Genomic DNA, 20321 nt, shown 5'->3' on the forward strand with positions numbered 1-20321 from the left:
AGACAGAGACACCATGAATACTTTTGCCACTACCCGCCGCGGCGTTCTGGCCCTCGCGGCCGCCCCCTTGTTTGCCGGCAGCGCGTTCGCGCAGCAGACGGCCTGGCCCAGCAAGATGGTCAAGCTGATCGTGCCGTTTCCCGCGGGCGGCCCCACCGACACCGCTTCGCGCATCCTCGGGCAGAAGCTGTCCGAACGCCTCAAGCAGACGGTGCTGGTGGAAAACCGCCCCGGCGCTTCGGGCTCGATTGCCGCGGCCCAGGTCGCCAAGAGCCCGGCCGACGGCTATACGCTGGTGATGCTGGCCACGCCCACGCTGCTGGCGCCGCATCTGTACAAGACCGCGGGCTACGACACCGTCAAGGACTTCGCGCCCGTGGCCACGGTCTATGACCTGCCCATCGTGATCGTGGTCAACCCCAAGCTGCTGCCCGAAGTCACCGACATCAAGAGCCTGATTGCCCACGCCAAGGCGCAGAAGACCGCGCTCAACTACACCAGCTCGGGCGCGGGCAGCTTCGGCCACCTGAGCATGGAGCTGCTCAAGCAGATGGCCGGCTTCGAGATGCAGCATGTGCCCTACAAGGGCGGCACGCCGGCGATCACCGATACCATTGGCGGCCAGGTGCCCATCATGTATGCCGATCTGGTTGCGGCGCTGCCGCATATCCAGGCGGGCAAGCTGCGCGCCATTGCCGTGGGCTCGCCCCAGCGCGTGGCCATGCTGCCCGATGTCAAGACCATTGCCGAGCAGGGCATCAAGGGCTATGACGCCGTGTCCTGGGGCGGCCTGCTCGCGCCCAAGGGCACGCCCGCGGTCGTGGTCGAGCGCATTGCCGGCGAAGTCAAGCAGATCCTGGCCGAGCCCGAGACCCAGAGCCGGCTGCTCAACGCCGGTGCGATTGCGTTCTACCAGTCGCCCGCCGAGATGGCCGGCCGCATCCAGCAGGATTACACCCGCTGGGGCCAGCTGATTCGCGACAAGCACATTGCTTCCGAGTGAGCCCGCAATGAAGACGCGCATCACCGAGCTGTTCGGCATCCAGCATCCCATCATCCAGGGCGGCATGCACCATGTGGGCCTGGCCGAGCTGGCCGCTGCGGTATCGAATGCCGGCGGCCTGGGAATCATCACCGGCCTGACGCAGCGCACGCCCGAACTGCTGGCCGCAGAGATCGCGCGCTGCCGCGCGCTGACGGACAAGCCGTTTGGCGTGAACCTGACTTTTCTGCCGTCGGTCAATCCGCCCGACTACCCGGGCTATGTCCAGGCCATCATTGACGGCGGGGTGAAGATTGTCGAGACCGCGGGCAACAACCCGCAGAAATGGATGGCGGCGCTCAAGGGCGCGGGCATCAAGGTGATCCACAAGTGCACCTCGGTGCGCCATGCGCTCAAGGCCGAGGCCATTGGCTGCGATGCGATCAGCGTCGACGGCTTCGAGTGCGGCGGCCATCCGGGCGAAGACGACGTGCCCAATTTCATCCTGCTGCCGCGCGCGGCGCAGGAACTGAAGATTCCGTTTGTCGCCTCGGGCGGCATGGCCGACGGCCGTTCGCTGGTGGCCGCGCTGGCCCTGGGCGCCGAAGGCATCAACATGGGAACGCGCTTCATTGCCACGCAGGAAGCGCCGGTGCACGACAACGTCAAGCAGGCGATTGTCGCCGCGAGCGAACTCGACACCCGGCTGGTGATGCGCCCGCTGCGCAATACCGAGCGGGTGCTGACCAATGCGGGCGTCGAACGCCTGCTGGCCAAGGAGCGCGAGCTGGGTGCGGCCATCACCTTTGCCGACATCGCGCCCGAAGTCGCGGGCATCTACCCGCGCGTCATGCAGCAGGGCGACATGCAGGCCGGCGCCTGGTCCTGCGGCATGGTTGCGGGCCTGATCGACGACATCCCCACGGTACAGCAATTGATAGACAGCATCATGGACCAGGCACAGGCGCTGATCAGCGCCCGCCTGGCGGGAATGCTGCAGCCCTCGGCCTAGTCCGCCCCTTTTTTCAAAACCTTTTGGAGACTCTCTCCCATGAAAATCATTGTTCCCGTCAAGCGCGTCGTCGACTACAACGTCAAGGTCCGCGTCAAGTCCGACGGCACGGGCGTCGATATCGCCAACGTCAAGATGAGCATGAACCCGTTTGACGAAATCGCCGTCGAAGAAGCCGTGCGCCTCAAGGAAAAAGGCGCTGCGACAGAAGTGATCGCTGTCTCCTGCGGCGTGGCCCAATGCCAGGAAACCCTGCGCACCGCCATGGCGATAGGCGCCGACCGCGCCATCCATGTGCTGACCGATGTCGAACTCCAGCCCCTGGCTGTTGCCAAGCTGCTCAAGGCCCTGGTCGACAAGGAGCAACCCGGCCTGATCATCCTGGGCAAGCAGGCGATCGATGACGACGCCAACCAGACCGGCCAGATGCTGGCTGCGCTGGCAAACCTGCCCCAGGCGACGTTTGCTTCCAAGGTCGAAGTCTCGGGCGACAACGTTGACGCGGGGCGCGTCAACGTCACCCGCGAAATCGATGGCGGCCTGGAAACCCTGTCGCTGGCTACGCCGGCCGTGATCACCACCGATCTGCGCCTGAACGAGCCGCGCTACGTGACGCTGCCCAACATCATGAAGGCCAAGAAGAAGCAGCTGGACTCGGTGACGCCTGAAGACCTGGGCGTGGACGTGACGCCGCGCCTCAAGACCCTCAAGGTCTCCGAGCCCGCCAAGCGCGGCGCCGGCGTCAAGGTCGCCGACGTGGCGGCGCTGGTGGACAAGCTCAAGAACGAAGCCAAGGTGATCTGAGCCGCCCGCCATCTTTTTTAGGCGAGGCCGTTCATCCTTCGACAGGCTCAGGACGAACGGGGGGGAGCGCTGTGCCCCATTTCCGTTCGCGCTGAGCTTGTCGAAGCCTAGGTATCCATACCCGAAAGAATTCCATGACCAATCTCGTTATTGCAGAACACGACAACGCTTCGATCAAGCCCGCCACCCTCAACACCGTCACGGCCGCCGTGGCCTGCGGTGGTGAGGTGCATGTGCTGGTGGCCGGCGAAGGCGCTGCCGCCGCTGCCGCCGCCGCGGCCCAGATCGCCGGCGTTTCCAAGGTGATACACGCCGATGGCGCAAGCCTGGCCCATGGACTGGCCGAGAACGTTGCCGCCCAGGTGCTGGCGCTGGCTTCCAGCTACAGCCATATCCTTTTCCCCGCCACGGCCGGCGGCAAGAACGTCGCGCCGCGCGTTGCCGCCACGCTCGATGTCGCGCAGATCAGCGACATCACCAAGGTGGTCTCGCCCGACACGTTCGAGCGACCCATCTACGCCGGCAACGCGATTGCCACCGTGCAGTCGGGCGACGCGACCAAGGTCATCACCGTGCGCACCACGGGCTTTGACGCCGCTGCCGCCAGCGGTGGTTCGGCCGCCGTGGAAACCATTGCTGCCGCCGCCGATGCGGGCAAGAGCAGCTTCGTGGGCAGCGAGATCGCCAAGAACGACCGCCCCGAACTCACTGCCGCGAAGATCATTGTCTCGGGCGGCCGCGCGCTGGGCTCGGCAGAGAAGTTCAACGAAGTGATCACGCCCCTGGCGGACAAGCTGGGCGCGGCCATCGGTGCTTCGCGCGCCGCGGTCGATGCGGGCTACGCGGCCAACGATCTGCAGGTCGGCCAGACCGGCAAGATCGTCGCGCCGCAGCTGTACATCGCGGCCGGCATCTCGGGTGCAATCCAGCATCTGGCCGGCATGAAGGACTCCAAGGTGATCGTGGCGATCAACAAGGACCCCGAAGCGCCTATCTTCTCGGTCGCCGACTACGGCCTCGAAGCCGATCTGTTCACGGCGGTGCCCGAACTGGCCGCGGCACTCTGAGCGCCTAGCGTTCCCACGCGCCTGTGCCGGCCAGCCGGAGACAACACAGGCGCGCTTTTCACGGCAATCGAGCAGAAAGAGAATAATCATGTCGCCATCGACTTCACGCCGTTCCTTCCTTCACACCGTGGCCGCGGGCACGGCCGCCGCCGCCGCGCCCGCCTGGTCCCAGTCCGCCTGGCCGAACAAGCCGATACGCATCATCGTGCCGTACACCGCCGGCGGCTTCACCGACCAGATGGCGCGCATGCTGCAGGTCGGCCTGCAAAAAGCGCTGGGCCAGCCCATCGTCATCGAGAACAAGCCCGGCGCCAACAGCATCATTGGCGTCGACCAGGTTGCCAAATCCGCGCCCGACGGCCTGACCTTTGGCGTGGTGATTGCGGCGTTTGCCGGCAACACCACGCTGTACGACAAGCTGCCTTACCACCCCACCAAGGACATCGTTGGCGTCTCGCTGATGGGCGTGTCGCCGCTGGTCGCGGCGGTGTCGCTGAATGCGCCGTTCAAGAACGCCCAGGAGCTGGTTGCCTATGCGCGCGCCAATCCGGGCAAGGTGAGTTTCGCCTCTTCGGGCAGCGGCTCCAGCGCCCACCTCACGACCGAGCTGCTCAAGCTGCTGACCAAGACCGACATGGTGCATGTGCCCTACAAGGGCGCCTCGCCGGCCCTGGTCGATCTGATGGGCGGACAGGTGCCGCTGTTTCTCGATCCGCCGCCCAATCTGATCCAGCCCGCCAAGGCCGGTCGCATCCGGCTGATAGGCGTGGCCAGCGAAAAGCGCATTCCGTCGCTGCCCGATGTGCCCACGTTCATAGAGCAGGGCATCGACGGCCTGGTGGGCAGCACCTGGGCCGCCATGGTCGCGCCCGCGGGCGTGCCGCGCGAAATCCTGCAGCGCATGTCGGCCGAAGTGCGCAAGATCCTCTACAGCGCCGAGGGCCAGGCGCGCCTCGAAGCCATGGGCACCGTGGCCGAAGGCTCGACGCCCGAGGAGTGCGATCGCTTCATTGCCGCCGAAACCAAGAAGTGGGGCCGCGTGATTCGCGACGCCAAAGTGACGCTTTGAGATGCACCGCGGCGTTGCGGTGAACCCGCCGCCGCGCGTGCTGCGGCCAGGCATTCATCTGCCGTGCAGCGTGAATGCTGGTCAACTTGGGATTTAGGGTAAATACTTATCAAGTTATTCGATGTGGGTAGTTACGCCTCGGTGCGCGCCAGGAAGTGCGTCAACTTCTATCCATCAGTAATTCAATAAAGAAAAAATCTATGTGTTGATGTATGTCAACACGTCATGCGCGCGGTCTAATGCTACAAATTGAATCAATGACTGCTAATTTGTAATTCTTGCGGCTTTCAGCGTTTTCATGCGCGACGTATTTCCTCGCACGGTCACAGACAGCCTTAGCGGGAGTCTTGGTCGTCCAGCCATGCAGTCGAGCATGCGTTGTTTATCTTGGAGTCCAGGAAACAATATCCGGCCTGAGACTTCTTCAATGGTCTATTTGATTTTTCACTCATAACGCCATACGAATGGCAGGGGAAGAAGCCATGCAGTCCTGGAGAAATCTATCGGTCAAGGCCAAGCTGGTTGGCACCTTTGGTCTATTGATTGCCCTGATCATAGGAATTACCGTGTATGCCATCCAGATGATGAAGGATGACAGCGCGGCATTCGGCAATTACATCCAGGGCATTCAGGCACGCGCCGATGCGGCCAACAAGGTGCGGCTTGCTGTCGACGAACGCGCGATTGCCGCGCGCAATCTGACGCTGGTGACTTCGCCCCAGGACATGGCCCAGGAAAAAGCCGCAGTCGAGCGCGCCGCAGGGGATGTGCGCAAATATCTTGCCGAACTCCAGGAGTTGGCGGGAAAACCCGGCGTGAATGCCGAAGTGCGTGCCATGGTCGACAATATCGCCCGCATAGAAAGCCAATACGAACCGGTGGCGATGGCCATTCTCGGCATGGTGCTGGACAATCAGCGCGAAGCCGCAGTGACCAAGATGAATGCAGAATGCCGCCCGCTGCTGGCCGCGCTGATGCGCGCCACCGCAGAATACAGCACCTTTACCGCCGGGCGTTCGCTGGAAATGATCAAGGAAGCCGAGGTTGCAACCCAGCAGCGGCAACTGGTGCTGATTGTCGGCGGCGTGCTGGTCACGGCCCTGGCCTGCTGGGCCGCACTGCTGATCGTGCGCGCCATCGTGCCGCCCTTGAACCAGGCCGTCGAACTGATAGGTGAAATCGCCCAGGGCGACATCAGCCGCGAGATCCGGGTCGAGACCAAGGACGAGTTCGGCCGCCTGCTGCTCGCGCTCTCGGGCATGCAGCAAAGTCTGGTGTCGCTGGTGTCTTCGGTACGCCAGGGCGCAGAGGGGGTGTCCACGGCCAGCGCCGAGATTGCCCAGGGCAACATGGACCTGTCGGCGCGCACCGAAAGCCAGGCCAGCGCGCTCGAGCAGACCGCTTCGTCGATGGAGGAGCTGGGCACGACGGTACGCCAGAACGCCGACAACGCCAGCCAGGCCAACCAGCTCGCCCAGAGCGCCAGCGGCGTGGCGCAGCAGGGAGGTCAGGTGGTCGAGCAGGTGGTGGAGACCATGCGCGGCATCAGCGATTCAAGCAAGCGCATCGCCGAGATCATCAGCGTCATCGACGGCATTGCGTTCCAGACCAATATCCTGGCCCTGAATGCCGCGGTCGAGGCCGCGCGCGCGGGCGAGCAGGGCCGGGGTTTTGCCGTGGTGGCCAGCGAAGTGCGCTCGCTCGCAGGGCGCAGCGCCGAGGCCGCCAAGGAAATCAAGCAGCTGATAGAGGAAAGCGTGCAGCGCGTGTCCGCGGGCTCGCAGCTGGCCGACCGCGCGGGCAGCACCATGCACAATGTGGTCAGCAGCATTCGCCGCGTGACCGATATCGTCGGCGAGATCAGCGCCGCCAGCTCCGAGCAGAGCGCGGGCGTGGGCCAGGTCGGCGAAGCCGTGACCAATATCGATCATGCCACGCAGCAGAACGCAGCGCTGGTCGAGCAGATGTCGGCGGCCGCCAGCAGCCTCAAGTCACAGGCCCAGGAACTGGTGCGCGCGGTGAGCATCTTCAAGCTCTCGGCATCGGCATCGGCGCCGCACCATGCCGATGGGGTGCCGGCCGCGCAGACCGTCGAATCGCGCCCGGTAGCGGCACGCGCCACGCCGGCCCGCCAGGTCGCGGCACGCCAGATGCGCAGGCCTGCGCCAGCACTGATGGCCAAGACGGCGTCGGACGGCTCGTGGGAGTCGTTCTGAGCTGGCATGCAGGTGACAGCGATGCGCCGCGGCGCCGCTGGCGGACGCTGCCAGCCGCTACAGTAGGGCGATGAACGCACTCCACGAACGAATCGCCGCCAGCTTTGGCGCCCAGGGCCTGATGCAGACATTGGGCGCCACGCTGACCTTGGTCGAAGACGGCGAGGTGCATATCGCGCTGCCTTTTTCCGCCCATCTTTCCCAGCAGCATGGCTATGTGCATGCGGGCGCGGTCACCAGCATCGTCGACAGCGCCTGCGGCTACGCGGCGCTGACGCGCGCCGCGCCCGGGCAGGAAATCGTCACCGCCGAATTCAAGATCAACTTTCTGCGCCCGGCGCTGGGCGAGCGCTTTGTCGCGGTTGGCCGGGTGGAAAGCGCGGGCCGGCTGCTGTCGGTCTGCAGCGGCGAAGTGCGTGCCTATCGCGCCGGCGAAGCCGGCTACAAGGTGGTGGCAATGATGCAGGCCACCATGGTCAGCGTCAGCGCCGCGACCTGACGATTCACCGCCCCAGCAGCGCCAGGGCCTGCTCGGCCAGTTCGCGCGTCAGCGCGCCCGCGCCGCGCTCGCGCCCCAGCGGCGCACCCTGGCCGGCCCACAGCGACATGAAATCGCCCGAGCCCCGGCTTTCGGCTGCGGCGCGCAGCGGCGTGAGCGCGCCGCCGGCCAGCGGAAACGCCGGCGCGATCTCAGCCAGCGGCCCGACTTCGCGCATCAGCCGGTTGACGATGCCGCGCGCGGGCCGGCCCGTGAACAGGTTGGTCAGCGCCGTGGTCTCGGCCGCCGGGCTGCGCAAGGCCGCATGGTGGGCCGGCGCAATCTTGGCCTCGGGCGTGAACAGATAGGCCGTGCCCAGCTGCACGGCAGAGGCGCCGAGCATGAATGCCGCCGCGATGCCGCGCGCGTCCATGATGCCGCCGGCGGCAATCACCGGCAGCTTCACCGCATCGACGACCTGGGGAACGAGGGCGAACGTGCCCAACTGGCTGTAGACCTCGTCCCGCAGGAACACGCCGCGGTGGCCGCCGGCTTCCGCTCCCTGGGCAATGATGGCATCGACGCCATGGGCCTCGAGCCAGCGCGCCTCCTCGACCGTGGTTGCCGACGACAGCACTTTGGCGCCCGTGGCCCGCACGCGCGCCAGCAACTCGGGCACCGGCAGGCCGAAATGAAAGCTCACCACAGCCGGGCGCAGTTCCTCGACCAGTTCGCACATCGCGGCATCGAACGGATTGCGGCTGGAGACCGGCACCGGCATCTCGGGGTCCAGCCCCATTTCGAGGTAGTAGGGCCGCAGGCGCGCGCGCCACGCGGCCTCGCGCGCCTCGTCGGGCGCGGCCGGCGTATGGCAAAAGAAGTTCAGGTTCAGCGGCGCGGCGCTGTGCGCGCGTATCAACGCGACTTCGCTGCGCACCTGCGCGGCGCCGAGCATGGCGCAGGGCAGGGCCGCGAGGCCGCCGGCCTGGCCCACGGCAATCGCCATTTCGTGCAGGCCGGGCCCGGCCATGGGTGCCTGCAAAATGGGCAGGGGGACGCCGAACAGATCGAGAAGGCGGGTGTCTGGCCAGGAGGACATGGAGTGCTCTATCAGGAGTGAAGCCCTGATGATGCCGCGTTTTTCGCGGTCGGGAAATGGTGAAGTTCAGTCCCAGTTTTCCAGCACCACCTTGCCGCGCGCCTGGCCCGACTCGAGCAGCGCATGGGCGCGCTGCAGATTGTGGGCGTTGATACTGCCGAAGCGCTCGGCCAAGGTGCTGCGTATCAGCCCGGAATCGACCAGCGCCGCGACTTCTTCCAGCAGCCGGTGCTGGCCAATCATGTCGGCGGTGCCGAACAGCGCGCGCGTGAACATCAGCTCCCAGTGCACCGATACCGACTTGCGCTTGAACGCGGTGATGTCCAGGGATTTCGGGTCATCGATCAGGCCGAACTTGCCCTGGGGCGCAATGGCTTCGACGATCTGCGCGAAGTGGGCTTCGGTCTGCGTGAGACTCACGATGTAGTCCACGCTGGCAAAGCCGGCGCGCCGCAGTTCCTCGGCGATGGGCCGGCTGTGGTCTATGACATGGTGGGCACCGAGTTCCTTGACCCAGGCCTGGGTCTCGGGGCGTGAGGCCGTGCCTATGACCGTGAGGTTGGTCAGCCGCGCCGCGAGCTGCGTGAGGATAGAGCCCACGCCGCCTGCCGCGCCGATGACCAGCAGCGTCTTGCCGCCGGGCTGCTTGCCGGGCGCGACGCCCAGCCGATCAAACAGCATTTCCCAGGCGGTGATGGTCGTCAGCGGCAGGGCCGCGGCCTGCGCGAAATCAAGCGACTTGGGCGCATGGCCCACGATGCGTTCGTCGACCAGGTGCAGTTCGCTGTTGCTGCCGGGCCGCGCAATCGAGCCTGCGTACCACACGCGGTCGCCGGGCTGAAACAGCGTGACTTGCGGACCCACGGCGCGCACGATGCCGCTCGCGTCCCAGCCCAGCACCTTGTATTCCTGGCCTTGCTCCGGCGCGGCGCTGTTGCGCACCTTGGTGTCTACCGGGTTGACCGACACGGCTTTCACTTCGACCAGCAGGTCGCGGCCCGTGGCCACGGGATCGGGCAGCGTGATGTCGAGCAGTGCGTCGGGCGCGGTGATGGCCTGGGGCCTGCGGTAGCCAATGGCTTTCATGGTGGTTCTTTCTTGATGGAGTGCAGTGCAAACGCTATCTTGCGGCGTTTGCGGGTGTGGAAAAACCGTCCTGGCCTTGAAGCCACTTTCAAAAAATAGTTGAAAATCCAAGGCTGTACCAGATGCTGATTTACTTTCAGGCATCAAGATTTTTTTGAAATGAATCCATGAAAGCGCTGGGCGATCTCGATATCTTCGTGCGCACTGCCGACAACGGCAGCCTGTCGGCGACGGCGCGCGCGCTCGATCTGACGCCCGCGGCGGCCAGCGCTGCGCTCAAGCGCCTCGAGGCCGAGCTGGGCGTGCAACTGTTCCTGCGCTCCACGCGCAGCCTGCGGCTCACGCCGCAGGGCGAGCGCTTTCTTGCGCAATGCCGGCCCGCGCTGGAGGCATTGCAGCAGGCGGGCGCGCAGCTCGCCGCGGGCGGGCAGGCCTTGAAAGGCCTGCTCAAGCTGTCGGCGCCTTCGGACCTGGGGCGCAATGTGCTGCTGCCCTGGCTCGATGCGTTTCAGGCACAGTACCCCGGGGTGGATATCCGCCTGCAGCTGTCGGACCGCATGGCCAATGTCTACAGCGATCCCGTGGACGCGGCGTTTCGCTATGGCAAGCCGCCCGACTCCAGCCTTGTCGCCTTGCCGCTGGCACTGGACAACCGGCGCGTGCTGTGCGCAGCGCCGGCGTATCTCGCGCGGCATGGCGCACCGGCCGCACCGCAGGACCTGGCCGACCATGCCTGCCTGTGCTTCATGCTGGGCGATGAAGTCAACGACCGCTGGCGCTTCACGCGTGCCGGCACCGCGCCGCTCAGCGTGCGCGTGCGCAGCGCCAATGTCGCCAACGACGGCGATGCCGTGCGGCGCTGGGCGCTGCTGGGCAAGGGCATAGCCTACAAGTCGGGCCTGGATGTTGCCGACGACCTGGCCGCAGGCCGGCTCCAGGCGCTGTGCGTCGACTGGGCGACCGAAGCCGTGCCGCTGTTTCTCGTGGTGCCCGGCCGGCGCCAGCTGACGCCGCTGGTGCGCTGCCTGCATGACTTCATGGCGCCACGTTGCCAGGAACTGGTCCGCAAGATCGGGCCTGGCGCCGCCGGCCTTCTATGATGGCGGCATGCGCCCCGGCAACCTGGGGTGGTCTGCACACCGCAACCGGAGACACCTTCCCCATGACCATCGCTTCCGCCGTCATCCAGGCCTTCACGCCCACGGGCGTTCTGCGCGCTGCCATCAACCTGGGCAATCCCATACTGGCCCATGCCGATCCCGTGAGCGGCGCACCCGGCGGCGTCTCGGTCGATCTGGCGCAGGCGTTTGCCCGGCGCCTGGGTGTCGAGCTGCAGCTGGTGGTGTTTGACGCCGCCGGCAAATCGGTGGATGCGGTGGGCAACGAGCAGGCCGACATCGGTTTCTTCGCCATCGATCCGCTGCGCGGCGCGCATATCGCATTCACCGCGCCCTATGTGCTGATCGAGGGCAGCTATCTGGTGCGCGCCGACTCGCCGCTGCAGCGCAACGACGAAGTCGACGCCAGCGGGCTGCGCGTGGTGGTCGGCAAGGGCAGTGCCTACGACCTCTATCTTTCGCGCGAACTGAAGAACGCGCAGATCCTGCGCGCGCCGACCTCGCCCACCGTGGTGCAGACTTTTCTCGCGGAAAACGCCGATGTCGCCGCAGGTGTCAAGCAGCAGCTGGAAGCTGATATTCGCGACCGCGCCGATCTGCGCCTGCTGCCCGGGCGCTTCATGGTCATTCAGCAGGCCATGGGCTGCCCCAAGTCGCGCGGCGAAGACGCGGCCCGGGTGCTGGGCGGCTTTGTCGAGGAAATGAAGGCCAGCGGCTTTGTGGCCCAGGCGCTGCAGCGCCATGGCATCCAGGGTGCGGGCGTGGCGCCGGCCGCAGACTGACGCAGCCGGCTTGCATGCTATTATTTTCAGGCCTGCGTGAGCTGCGCAGGCCTGGCCAAGGACGACCTTGGTGCTGATCACACAAGGGGACGGCCCTGTGCTTCCAAGGAAGTTTGCCATGGCCGTCTACCTGCCTGTCTCGCGCGCAACAGCGCCGTCGTGTTCCTGTTTTTCTGACCGGCCCGCCGGGGTCGGCGCTCGGTGGGGAGCTGCCACATGAGCACCGAGTCGACATCCACGCGCCTGATTCCTCGCGCAACCTGGGCCTTGCTGGCCTGTGCCTGGCTGGTGGTCGGGCTGTTCATGGCTTGGGGCGCGCAGTGGCTGGCCGCGCCCCTGCGCCCCTCGATGGCCGCAGGCGTGTTCGCGCTGCTGTTTGCCACCATACTTGCGGCCTCGTTTGGCGTGGTCAGGCAGGCCGACCACCTGGCCCACCAGCTGGGCGAGCCCTACGGCACCTTGATCCTCACGCTGTCCATCGTTGCCATCGAAGTGATACTGATCGCTTCGGTGCTGCTGGGCCCCGGCGACTTCCCGACCATAGGCCGGGACTCGATCTTTGCGGTGATGATGATCATCATGAACCTGGTGATGGGAATGTGCCTGCTCACGGGCTGGGCCAGGCATGGCGACCAGGAGTACAACGCCCAGGGCGCGGCGTCCTATCTTTCCATGATTGCGCTGCTGACCGGCACGGCGCTGGTGCTGCCCAACTACACCAGTGGCGCGGGCGAGTTCACGCGCGTGCAGGCCGCTGGCATGGCGGTGCTGACGGCGCTGCTGTATGGCGTCTTCCTATGGATGCAGATGCGCAGCTGCAAGCGCTTTTTCATCCAGCCGCCCGCAGGTGAAATGGCAAGCCCAGCGGATGCTGCCGCGCCCATGCCCGCGGTGGCCACGCACGCGCCTGCGGGGCGCAAGACGCTGCTGCTGCGCTCGGCCCTGCTGCTGGCCATGGTGCTGCCCATCGTGCTGCTCGCGCATTATCTGGCCATCGTCACCGATTACGGCATTGCTGCAGCCGGCGCGCCGCCCGCGATAGGCGGGGTGCTGATTGCCATCATCGTGTTCACGCCGGAGTCGATCACCGCGGTGCGCGCCGCGATGAACAATGAAATGCAGCGCGCCATCAACCTGTGCCTGGGCGCCTTTGTCTCCACCGTGGGACTGACCGTGCCGGCGGTGCTGGCCATTGGCCTGCTCACCGGCAAGCCTGTGGTGATGGGCATCTCGGCGACTGAAACGCTGCTGTTCGCCGTGACGCTGGTGCTGGCGCTGCTGAGCTTCAATGGCCAGCGCACCTCGCCGGTGCAGGGCTGGATGCATCTGATGCTTTTCGGGGTCTTTGGAATGCTGCTTTTCCAACCCTGAAGCACTCGCATGGTGCATTGATTGTTCAACAATGACAATTGAATCCTAGTGCAAGTACCTAGTGATTGCAGTGCATGACGGCCTGGATTGCCACTAACATCGACCTCCTTGGCCCGGTTCTTGCAATCGGCATTGCCGTCACTTATTACTGTTCACCATGCTTGCATCCTCTTTTTCCCGGCGCGCGCTTCTGGCCGCGGCTGCCGCGGTGTCCGTCACTCCGCTGTGGGCCCAGTCCACCTATCCCAACAAGCCCATCCGCCTGGTGATTGGCTACGCGCCCGGCGGCTCGGTCGACATGGTCGGGCGGGTGATTGCCGACATCCTCACCAAGCACCTCGATGCGACCGTGGTGGTGGAAAACCAGGCCGGTGCCGCCGGCGTGGTCGCGGCCCAGCGCGTGGTCAGCAGCAAGCCCGACGGCTACACGCTGCTGGCGGGCTCGAGCAATGAACTCGCAGGCACCAAGGCGGTCAACACCGCGCAGAAATACGATCCGTCCAAGGACCTGACACCCATAGGCCTGGCCGCGCTGGCGCCCAACATGTGGGTCGCGGGCGCGCATGTGCCGGTGAAGAACCTCGACGAGTTCGTGGCCCTGGTCAAGAAGAACCCGGGCAAGTACAGCTACGGCAGCCCGGGTATCGGCTCGACGCCGCATTTCTCGGCCGAGCTGATCAAGAAGCTTGCCGGCCTGTACATCACCCATGTGCCTTATCGCGGCTCGGCCACGATGACCACCGACCTGGGCGGGGGCAATGTCGATTTCGCCATCATCTCGCCGCTGGCCGCCGGTCCTTTTCTGCAGAACGGGCGCATGAAGGCGCTGGGCGTGACCACGGCCAACCGCCTGCCGGGCTTCAAGGATGTACCGGCGCTGGGCGAGCACCCGGCGCTCAAGGGCTATTCGCTGGCCGGCTGGTTTGCATTTGCCGCGCCCAAGGACCTGCCGCCCGAGATCCTCGCCAAGCTGCAGACCGCGCTGCGCGCCGGCCTGGCCGACCCGGCGATCCGCCAGCGTCTCGAAGCTTCGGGCGCCATTCCCGCCAAGGGCGACGAGAACCTGGCCCAGCTGATCCGCACCGACATGGACAAGTACGCGGATCTGGCGGCCTACGCCAAGATCGTGGAATAAGCGTTCCGCATTGACCAGGGCAGGAAGGCCCGTGAACTCGCGCAGGCGTTCGCTGCGGGCCGGCGCGGGGGCACGTAGTGCGTCTCCTCGCGACCTTCGGGGCGCCTGCGGGGTTAACCATCATTTGCCGCTGGCCAGGCACAGGGCAGACTGTTGGCGGAATTTCTCCAGTCATGGCCAGGCGTTGCAGCGGGCCTGTCGCAGTCCCCAGGCGAACATGGGGCATTCACTTCCCATTCACGCCGACACGCAATGGCATTGCATTCAGGAACACATGCCGACTTCCTGACAGGCTGGTGCTCGGCAACAGCGTGCAAGCGCTGTCGAACACATTTTCGTAATCAGCGCATGCGCGGATGTCGCTCTGATGCGTCTGGTGAACGACTACGGGCCGCACGCTACGGCTGCCTGGGGAGTGGTCAGCCAGTTGTCGGCGCGTTCAGTTTCCTGCCGCATCGATTGCCTTGGCGGCCGCCGTTTTTTCTGCCCAGGCCATCGGGCGCGGGCAGCCGGAAGGCAGATGCGTGGCGCCAAATGCCTGCTCGACCAGCGCGCTGTCCACCCGGTGGGTCAGATGCCGGTATGCACCGATGCGGTGGCCTGGCCCCATCCGCCGCGCCCCCGACGCGAAGTCCAGTTCCGCAATCTGCAGGAAAGATTGAGCGCGGCCCACCAGCGCGGGGATCACGGGTTTGAGCAAAATGCACAGCAACCGGAAGGCCTCCAGACAGGCTGTGCACACGGCCAGCAGCTGGGTCTCGCATTCGGGCTTTTTTGCGAGCTCCCAGGGCTTGTTCCTGTCGAAATAGGCGTTTACCTGGTCCGCCATGGCCATGGACTCGCGTATGCATCTGGCGTACTCACGGGCCTCGTAGCGGGCGCCGGCCTGCTCCACCAATGTCTGCAGATTTCCCAGCAGGGCCAGTCCCTCCTGATCCGGCAGGCCCATGGTGGCGTCGAATTTTTTCAGAATGAAGCCACTGCAGCGGCTGGCGATATTGACGAATTTCCCCACGAGATCGGCATTGACCCGGGCCACGAAGTCCTGGGGATTGAAATCCGTGTCGTCGATTCCGCCATTGAGCTTTGCCGCCAGATAGTATCGAATCCAATCGGCATCCAAGCCGAGGTCCAGATATCTGAGCGGATCAAGGCCGTTGCCCTTACTCTTGCTCATTTTCTCTCCCCTCACCGTCAGATGGCCATGGGCGTAAATCTTGGATGGCAGGCGCAGACCGGAAAAATGCAGCATGGCCGGCCAGAACAATGCATGGAAGTAGATGATGTCCTTGCCGATGAAATGAACCTGTTCCAGCAACGGGTCGCCGAGAAATTCGTCAAAGGTTTGAGCGGTGCGCGAAGGAACATGCCAATGGTTGCGTGCGCCGCCCTTGTCGAAATGGTTCTTCAGACTGGCGAGGTAACCCACGGGCGCATCCAGCCAGACATAGAAAAATTTTCCGATTTCGCCGGGAATCGGTATGCCGAAGTATGGGGCATCGCGGGATATATCCCAGTCCTGCAAGCCGTCGGCAAACCACTCGGAGACCTTTCTGGCGATTTCGGGTTGCAGCGTGGCATCGGCAGTCCACGAACGCAGGAATGCCTGAATCGCAGGGTCAGACAGGCGAAAGAAGAGATGCGTTGAATTTCTTAGCTCCGGCACCGCACCGCTCAGAATGGAGCGGGGCTGGCCCACATCGGTGGGTGCATAGACGGCCCCGCAGGCGTCGCACGAGTCGCCATGCTGTTCAGGCGCGCCGCAACGCGGACAGCTGCCTTTAACGTAGCGGTCGGGCAGGAACATGCCTGCTACGGGGTCGTAAAACTGTTCTATGTCCTTGCGTGCGATCAGATTGCGTGCTTGGAGCTTTCGATAGATATCCTGCGCCAATTGCTGGTTCTCGGTGCTGTGTGTCGAGTGCCAATTGTCAAAGCGGATGTGGAATCCGGCCAGATAAGGGGCGCGCGAACGCGCAATGTCGGCGATGTACTGCTGCGGCGTGACGCCCGCCTTTTGCGCAGCGATCATGATGGGCGCGCCATGCGCGTCGTCGGCGCAGACGAACTGCACTGCATGGCTGGCCATGCGTTGCGCGCGCACCCAGGTGTCCGCCTGTATGTATTCGAGCAGGTGACCCAGATGAAGAGGGCCGTTGGCGTAGGGCAGAGCAGTCGTGACGAAAAATTTGCGCGGGGCTAGGTTCAAAGGCATGGGCGTGAAGGCAATGGTGAGGGGCTGGGTCAGGGAAGGCAGGTCGAAGTGCGCAGCTCGGCGCGGGGTTGGTGGATGCCCAACAGGCGTGCGAATGCGTTGTCGAAGTTCAAGGAAGAATGGGGTAGTCCAAGCCTGTAATGACAGGCTTTTTCGTGATTGCCTTGAATGCAGCCGTCAGGCTCTGAGAAAACCCGCTGCCATGCGTTCGTTGCGCCGTCGAGGCTGCTGCCCGACAAAGATGACAAGGAGTGCGGGCTGCTGGAATACAAGTTCCGTCGATCAAGAAATTGCGTGCTACCAGATAGCAGGTAAGCATGGCGGAGTTATTCTGGTCCATTACCTGCTGCTGAACCCGTTGAATCAGCTTGGCCTCATATTTCGGCGTGTACAACACCACGGATTTGTTGCCTGCAATACTATTTGGATCGCGCGTGGAATTGCACTGCAGTCCTGTGAGAAATTCGATGTCTTCTGCCAGTGATTGGATTTCCTGAAGCCGGTCGTGAATCAGCCATATGCGATTGAAACGTCCCAAATCCTGATGTGCTTGCCGCAGCACGCCAATATCCGCAAGATATTTCAATGCGGCAGGCAGCTGTGCCTGTGGCCGGTCGACCAGGAGTCGTTCGAGCTCTTGCAAAGTGATGGTGCTGCCCCAACCCATGCCGCGCATTGCCAGCGCCGCCTGGTACATATCCGAGGAATCGAGGCGGACAATGCCTTGACCTGATGCAAGGAAGAATTTCCCAGTATCCAGCTCCATGCATTGAGAAGGACGGATGAGATATTTCACTTGTTCAGTTATGTCGCTGGCTTGGGCGGATGTCACGATGGATAATTTTCTATCTATCGGGATCGCTCTGGCGTTTTTGCAAACGGCTTAGTTGTTGCCGCCTGTGCCGCTATCGGCGCAGCCTTGCATGCGAACCGCTTCGATATTCAGCTTTGACAGGCGTTTCAAAGCGATAAAAGATCCGAATGGGCAATATTGCGTTTCCTGTTCGTTAGAATCTCGTGATTCGCAGGTAGCTGCAGCAGCCGAATCTGTGTCGGACATGAGTTGTGGGCTGTACTCTTTCACTATTACTCCTGTTTCGAAACCGAAGAAAATTCTTCGGCCTTGAGTCTAAAAAATTCGATAGTTAAAAACGATCAGTAGAATCCACTAGATTTAAATATTAAATGTAATCTTTCGTTTCCGGCGCCGCAAGGGATTGACAGCGGTATTCGACGGCTGGCGCTGGCCGTGATGTCGGCGAACAAGACGCATTGCCGGAATAGAAAAAAGTCCTGGAGCGTGCGCTCAGGACTTTTTGGCGGGCTGCGGTGCTTGCGACTGCCGAGGTCGGTGCCGGCTGGGAGCGGCAGTGAGATATGGCTCAGGTTGAGCCCGGTGGGCGGGCAATGGCTGGGAGTGCGCAGAGCCTTCAGCAGGAAATCCTGTTTGCAGGCCATCGTTGCGCTGTTCCGCGTCGGCCATTGTCGCTTGCCCGCCCGGCGCCGTCGGGCCGCAGGGCAGGCTTCTTCAGGCGCGGTCTCAGAACTGGTAGTTCGCGCTCACCAGGAAGCTGCGCGGCGCGCCTGGCATGGCGTTGGAGCGCCAGTATTCCTTGTCGAACAGATTCGATACCGCCAGGGTCACGGTCCACGGCGCCGCGCGCCAGCCGATCAGGGCATCCCAGCGCGTATAGCCGGGAACGACGGCGGTGTTGGCGGCATTCGTGTAGCGCTCGCTGGTATGCGTTGCGCCCAGCTCGCCATACCAGGCGCCGGCCGGCGCATAGCGCACGAACAGGCTGCCGTTGCGCCTGGCGGTATTGGGCAGTAACTTGTCCACGTTGGCCGGTGCGCTCACGTCGCTGGCGACCTTGGCATCCATGATGCCCACGCCGCCGCGCACATACCATGACGGCGCGACGCGGCCGGAGGCGCTGAATTCAATGCCGCGCGAACGCTCCTTGCCGCGTACCGCGAAAAGGTAGGGGTCAAGGTCGGGCTCGGGCCGGTAGCGGATGTTGTAGTGCTCCAGCTCATAGGCCGCAAGCTGGGTCGACAGCTTGCCGTCGAGCCAGTCGCTCTTGATGCCGACTTCGAACTGGCGCGAATGCTGGGGTTCTTCGTCCAGCACCGCCGTGGCGGCGGTATCGACGCTGAGCGTGCCGCGGCCGCCGTAGGGCGAGAAGCTCTTGTTCCACGATGCGTAGATGCTGTGCTCTTGCAGCGGCTGCCAGACCACGCCCACGCGCGGGCTCACGCTCCTGTCGCCGGTGTCGCGCTGAAAGCCATTGATGCGGTTGGTGCTCTCGAACGTGTAGTTGTCGTAGCGCGCCCCCAGCAGCACTTTCCACTGCGGCGCGAGATGGACCATGTCCTGCACGTAGAACGCGTGGCCCTTGCCCAGGTGCAGGTTGTGCTGCGTGGGCGCGCCCTGCGCCGGGCGCTGGGCATTGAGCACCGGGTTGAACGGATCGACGAAGCCGTTGCTGGCGGCGGTCGAGAACAGCCGCGGCGCGCGCTCTTCCTCGGTGTAATCCGCGCCCAGCAGCAGCTCGTGGCGCATGCCGCCGATGTCGATGCGGCCCGTCAGGTCCAGCGTGTTGGACGTCGTCTTGTTCGCGGTCTGCTGCCAGGCATAGCTCTGGCGCACCTGGCCGCGGTGGCTGCAGCTGGCGCCCGTCGACGTGCGGCCCTGGGCATTGCAGTAGGTGCCCAGGAAGTAGTGGTCGAAGTCCTGCGCGGCCTCGCGCCGGCTCGCGACCCAGCGCAGGCTCCAGGCCGGGTTGAAGTCGTAGCTCAGATCGGAGCGCAGCACGCGCAGCCGGTCCTCGACATAGTCGCCGGGCTGGGCGAAACCCTGGCGTATCGGCACGCCGGCCGGCAACTGGTCATAGGCCGGACTGCGGTCGGGAACGCGCCAGACGTTGTCATAGGTGTACTGGCCGATCCAGCGCAGGCCCTTGCGGTTATCCACCAGGATGCTTGACGAAATCATCTCGTTCTTGTTGCGTATGCCGCTGCGAAAGCTGTGCGCCTGCTCGCGGTCGGCGGTGAGGCGCACGGCGACGTTGGGGTTGATGACCTGGTTGATGTCTATGGTGGCGCCGACGTTGTCCCAGGAGCCGCCGCGCAGCGTGACGCTGCTCTTGGCGTCAAAACGCGCCTGCTTGCTGACCAGGTTGACGACGCCGCCACCGGCGCTGCGGCCGTAGAGCACCGAAGCCGGGCCCTTGAGGATCTCGATGCGCTCGACGTTGGCGGTGCTGCGGCGCACCTGGCCGCTCTCGCGCACGCCGTCGCGGTACATGTCGCCGGCATCTGCCTGGAAGCCGCGGATCATCACGCCCTCGCCGCGCATGTCGTAGCTGGTGTTGACGCCGGGCACGCCGTCGAGCATGGTCGCGAGATCATTGATGCCGTAGCTCTTGTACTTGTTGACTTCCAGCGTATCGATGGTCTGCGGGATGTCCCTGGGCGCCATGTAGGTCTTGGTGGCCGTGGTCACGCCTTCGGGGCGCACGTCGTCGGCGTCGTACTGGCTCGCGTTGACCTGCACCGTGGGCAGCGTCAGGACCTGCGCCGCGTTGTCCGCCTGCTGCGCGCCCGCGGCCGCACAGGCCAGCCCCGCCAATGCGGCCAGTGCGCGCAAACGCATGGGACACATGGCCCCGGTTCCCTCATTTTTGTTCGTCATCAATCAATTCGCTCAAAGGTAGCGAGCCGCTTATGTAAAGGGCTCATGTCTGAAAGTATTGGATTGTAATGACAACGAGAAGCATTCGCATTCAAATAAAATGACGCAGCGATGTATTGATGCCACGCAGCATCCGGAGCCATGGGAGCATGCAAGCCTGCAGCTTGGCTGGGCAGCCCAAGCCGGGGCGGCA

At 64.2% G+C, this 20321-nt stretch carries 17 protein-coding genes; 11 read left to right on the top strand and 6 right to left on the bottom strand.

What is annotated here, in order from left to right:
* Positions 1–13: 13 nt before the first annotated feature.
* The 7 genes from ACSVDO_RS23325 to ACSVDO_RS23355 all read left to right on the top strand — a co-directional run bounded on the left by ACSVDO_RS23325 (position 14) and on the right by ACSVDO_RS23355 (position 7649).
* A complete protein-coding gene (locus ACSVDO_RS23325; RefSeq protein WP_489596633.1) occupies positions 14–1003 on the top strand; it encodes a Bug family tripartite tricarboxylate transporter substrate binding protein in 990 nt (329 codons plus the stop codon).
* 7 nt (positions 1004–1010) lie between these two features.
* Complete coding sequence (locus ACSVDO_RS23330; protein ID WP_332540213.1) at positions 1011–1994, top strand: NAD(P)H-dependent flavin oxidoreductase; 984 nt, start codon at positions 1011–1013, stop codon at positions 1992–1994.
* A 39-nt stretch (positions 1995–2033) separates the two neighbouring features.
* The gene (locus ACSVDO_RS23335; RefSeq protein ID WP_489596635.1) at positions 2034–2798 is read left to right on the top strand and encodes an electron transfer flavoprotein subunit beta/FixA family protein; all 765 of its coding nucleotides are present in this window, start codon (positions 2034–2036) and stop codon (positions 2796–2798) included.
* A 134-nt stretch (positions 2799–2932) separates the two neighbouring features.
* The gene (locus tag ACSVDO_RS23340; RefSeq protein ID WP_489596637.1) at positions 2933–3865 is read left to right on the top strand and encodes an electron transfer flavoprotein subunit alpha/FixB family protein; all 933 of its coding nucleotides are present in this window, start codon (positions 2933–2935) and stop codon (positions 3863–3865) included.
* 88 nt (positions 3866–3953) lie between these two features.
* Complete coding sequence (locus ACSVDO_RS23345; protein WP_332549890.1) at positions 3954–4934, top strand: Bug family tripartite tricarboxylate transporter substrate binding protein; 981 nt, start codon at positions 3954–3956, stop codon at positions 4932–4934.
* Between the two features lie 482 nt (positions 4935–5416).
* Complete coding sequence (locus tag ACSVDO_RS23350) at positions 5417–7150, top strand: methyl-accepting chemotaxis protein (protein ID WP_489596639.1); 1734 nt, start codon at positions 5417–5419, stop codon at positions 7148–7150.
* Between the two features lie 70 nt (positions 7151–7220).
* Positions 7221–7649 (top strand): PaaI family thioesterase, encoded by a 429-nt coding sequence (locus ACSVDO_RS23355; protein ID WP_489596641.1) that lies wholly within the window; start codon positions 7221–7223, stop codon positions 7647–7649.
* A 4-nt stretch (positions 7650–7653) separates the two neighbouring features.
* On the opposite strand, the gene ACSVDO_RS23360 is transcribed toward ACSVDO_RS23355, so the two are convergent.
* Both ACSVDO_RS23360 and ACSVDO_RS23365 read right to left on the bottom strand, forming a co-directional pair.
* Positions 7654–8727: an NAD(P)H-dependent flavin oxidoreductase gene (locus ACSVDO_RS23360; RefSeq protein ID WP_489596642.1), complete on the bottom strand. Its 1074-nt coding sequence runs from the start codon at positions 8725–8727 to the stop codon at positions 7654–7656.
* A 66-nt stretch (positions 8728–8793) separates the two neighbouring features.
* Complete coding sequence (locus tag ACSVDO_RS23365; protein WP_489596644.1) at positions 8794–9813, bottom strand: zinc-binding alcohol dehydrogenase family protein; 1020 nt, start codon at positions 9811–9813, stop codon at positions 8794–8796.
* Positions 9814–9980: 167 nt separating this feature from the next.
* On the opposite strand from ACSVDO_RS23365, the gene ACSVDO_RS23370 reads away from it, so the two are divergent.
* The 4 genes from ACSVDO_RS23370 to ACSVDO_RS23385 all read left to right on the top strand — a co-directional run bounded on the left by ACSVDO_RS23370 (position 9981) and on the right by ACSVDO_RS23385 (position 14219).
* A complete protein-coding gene (locus ACSVDO_RS23370) occupies positions 9981–10913 on the top strand; it encodes a LysR family transcriptional regulator (protein ID WP_489596646.1) in 933 nt (310 codons plus the stop codon).
* A gap of 62 nt (positions 10914–10975) precedes the next feature.
* Entirely contained in the window at positions 10976–11713 is a 738-nt protein-coding gene (locus ACSVDO_RS23375) for an ABC transporter substrate-binding protein (protein WP_489596648.1), read from the top strand.
* 216 nt (positions 11714–11929) lie between these two features.
* Complete coding sequence (locus ACSVDO_RS23380; protein WP_489596650.1) at positions 11930–13084, top strand: calcium:cation antiporter; 1155 nt, start codon at positions 11930–11932, stop codon at positions 13082–13084.
* 157 nt (positions 13085–13241) lie between these two features.
* Positions 13242–14219 carry a Bug family tripartite tricarboxylate transporter substrate binding protein gene (locus ACSVDO_RS23385; protein ID WP_332535375.1) on the top strand — a complete coding sequence of 326 codons (978 nt, stop codon included), beginning with the start codon at positions 13242–13244 and terminating at the stop codon, positions 14217–14219.
* A gap of 439 nt (positions 14220–14658) precedes the next feature.
* Here the strand turns inward: ACSVDO_RS23385 and metG are convergent, their stop codons facing one another.
* From metG to ACSVDO_RS23405, 4 genes are all read right to left on the bottom strand, one after another.
* Positions 14659–16434 (bottom strand): methionine--tRNA ligase, encoded by a 1776-nt coding sequence (gene metG, locus ACSVDO_RS23390; RefSeq protein ID WP_489596652.1) that lies wholly within the window; start codon positions 16432–16434, stop codon positions 14659–14661.
* A 109-nt stretch (positions 16435–16543) separates the two neighbouring features.
* Entirely contained in the window at positions 16544–17266 is a 723-nt protein-coding gene (locus tag ACSVDO_RS23395; protein ID WP_489596654.1) for a hypothetical protein, read from the bottom strand.
* A 51-nt stretch (positions 17267–17317) separates the two neighbouring features.
* Positions 17318–17494: a hypothetical protein gene (locus ACSVDO_RS23400; protein ID WP_489596656.1), complete on the bottom strand. Its 177-nt coding sequence runs from the start codon at positions 17492–17494 to the stop codon at positions 17318–17320.
* Between the two features lie 480 nt (positions 17495–17974).
* Complete coding sequence (locus tag ACSVDO_RS23405; RefSeq protein ID WP_489596658.1) at positions 17975–20089, bottom strand: TonB-dependent receptor; 2115 nt, start codon at positions 20087–20089, stop codon at positions 17975–17977.
* Positions 20090–20321: the final 232 nt, after the last annotated feature.

It is taken from the genome of Comamonas sp. DB36 (assembly GCF_057914905.1).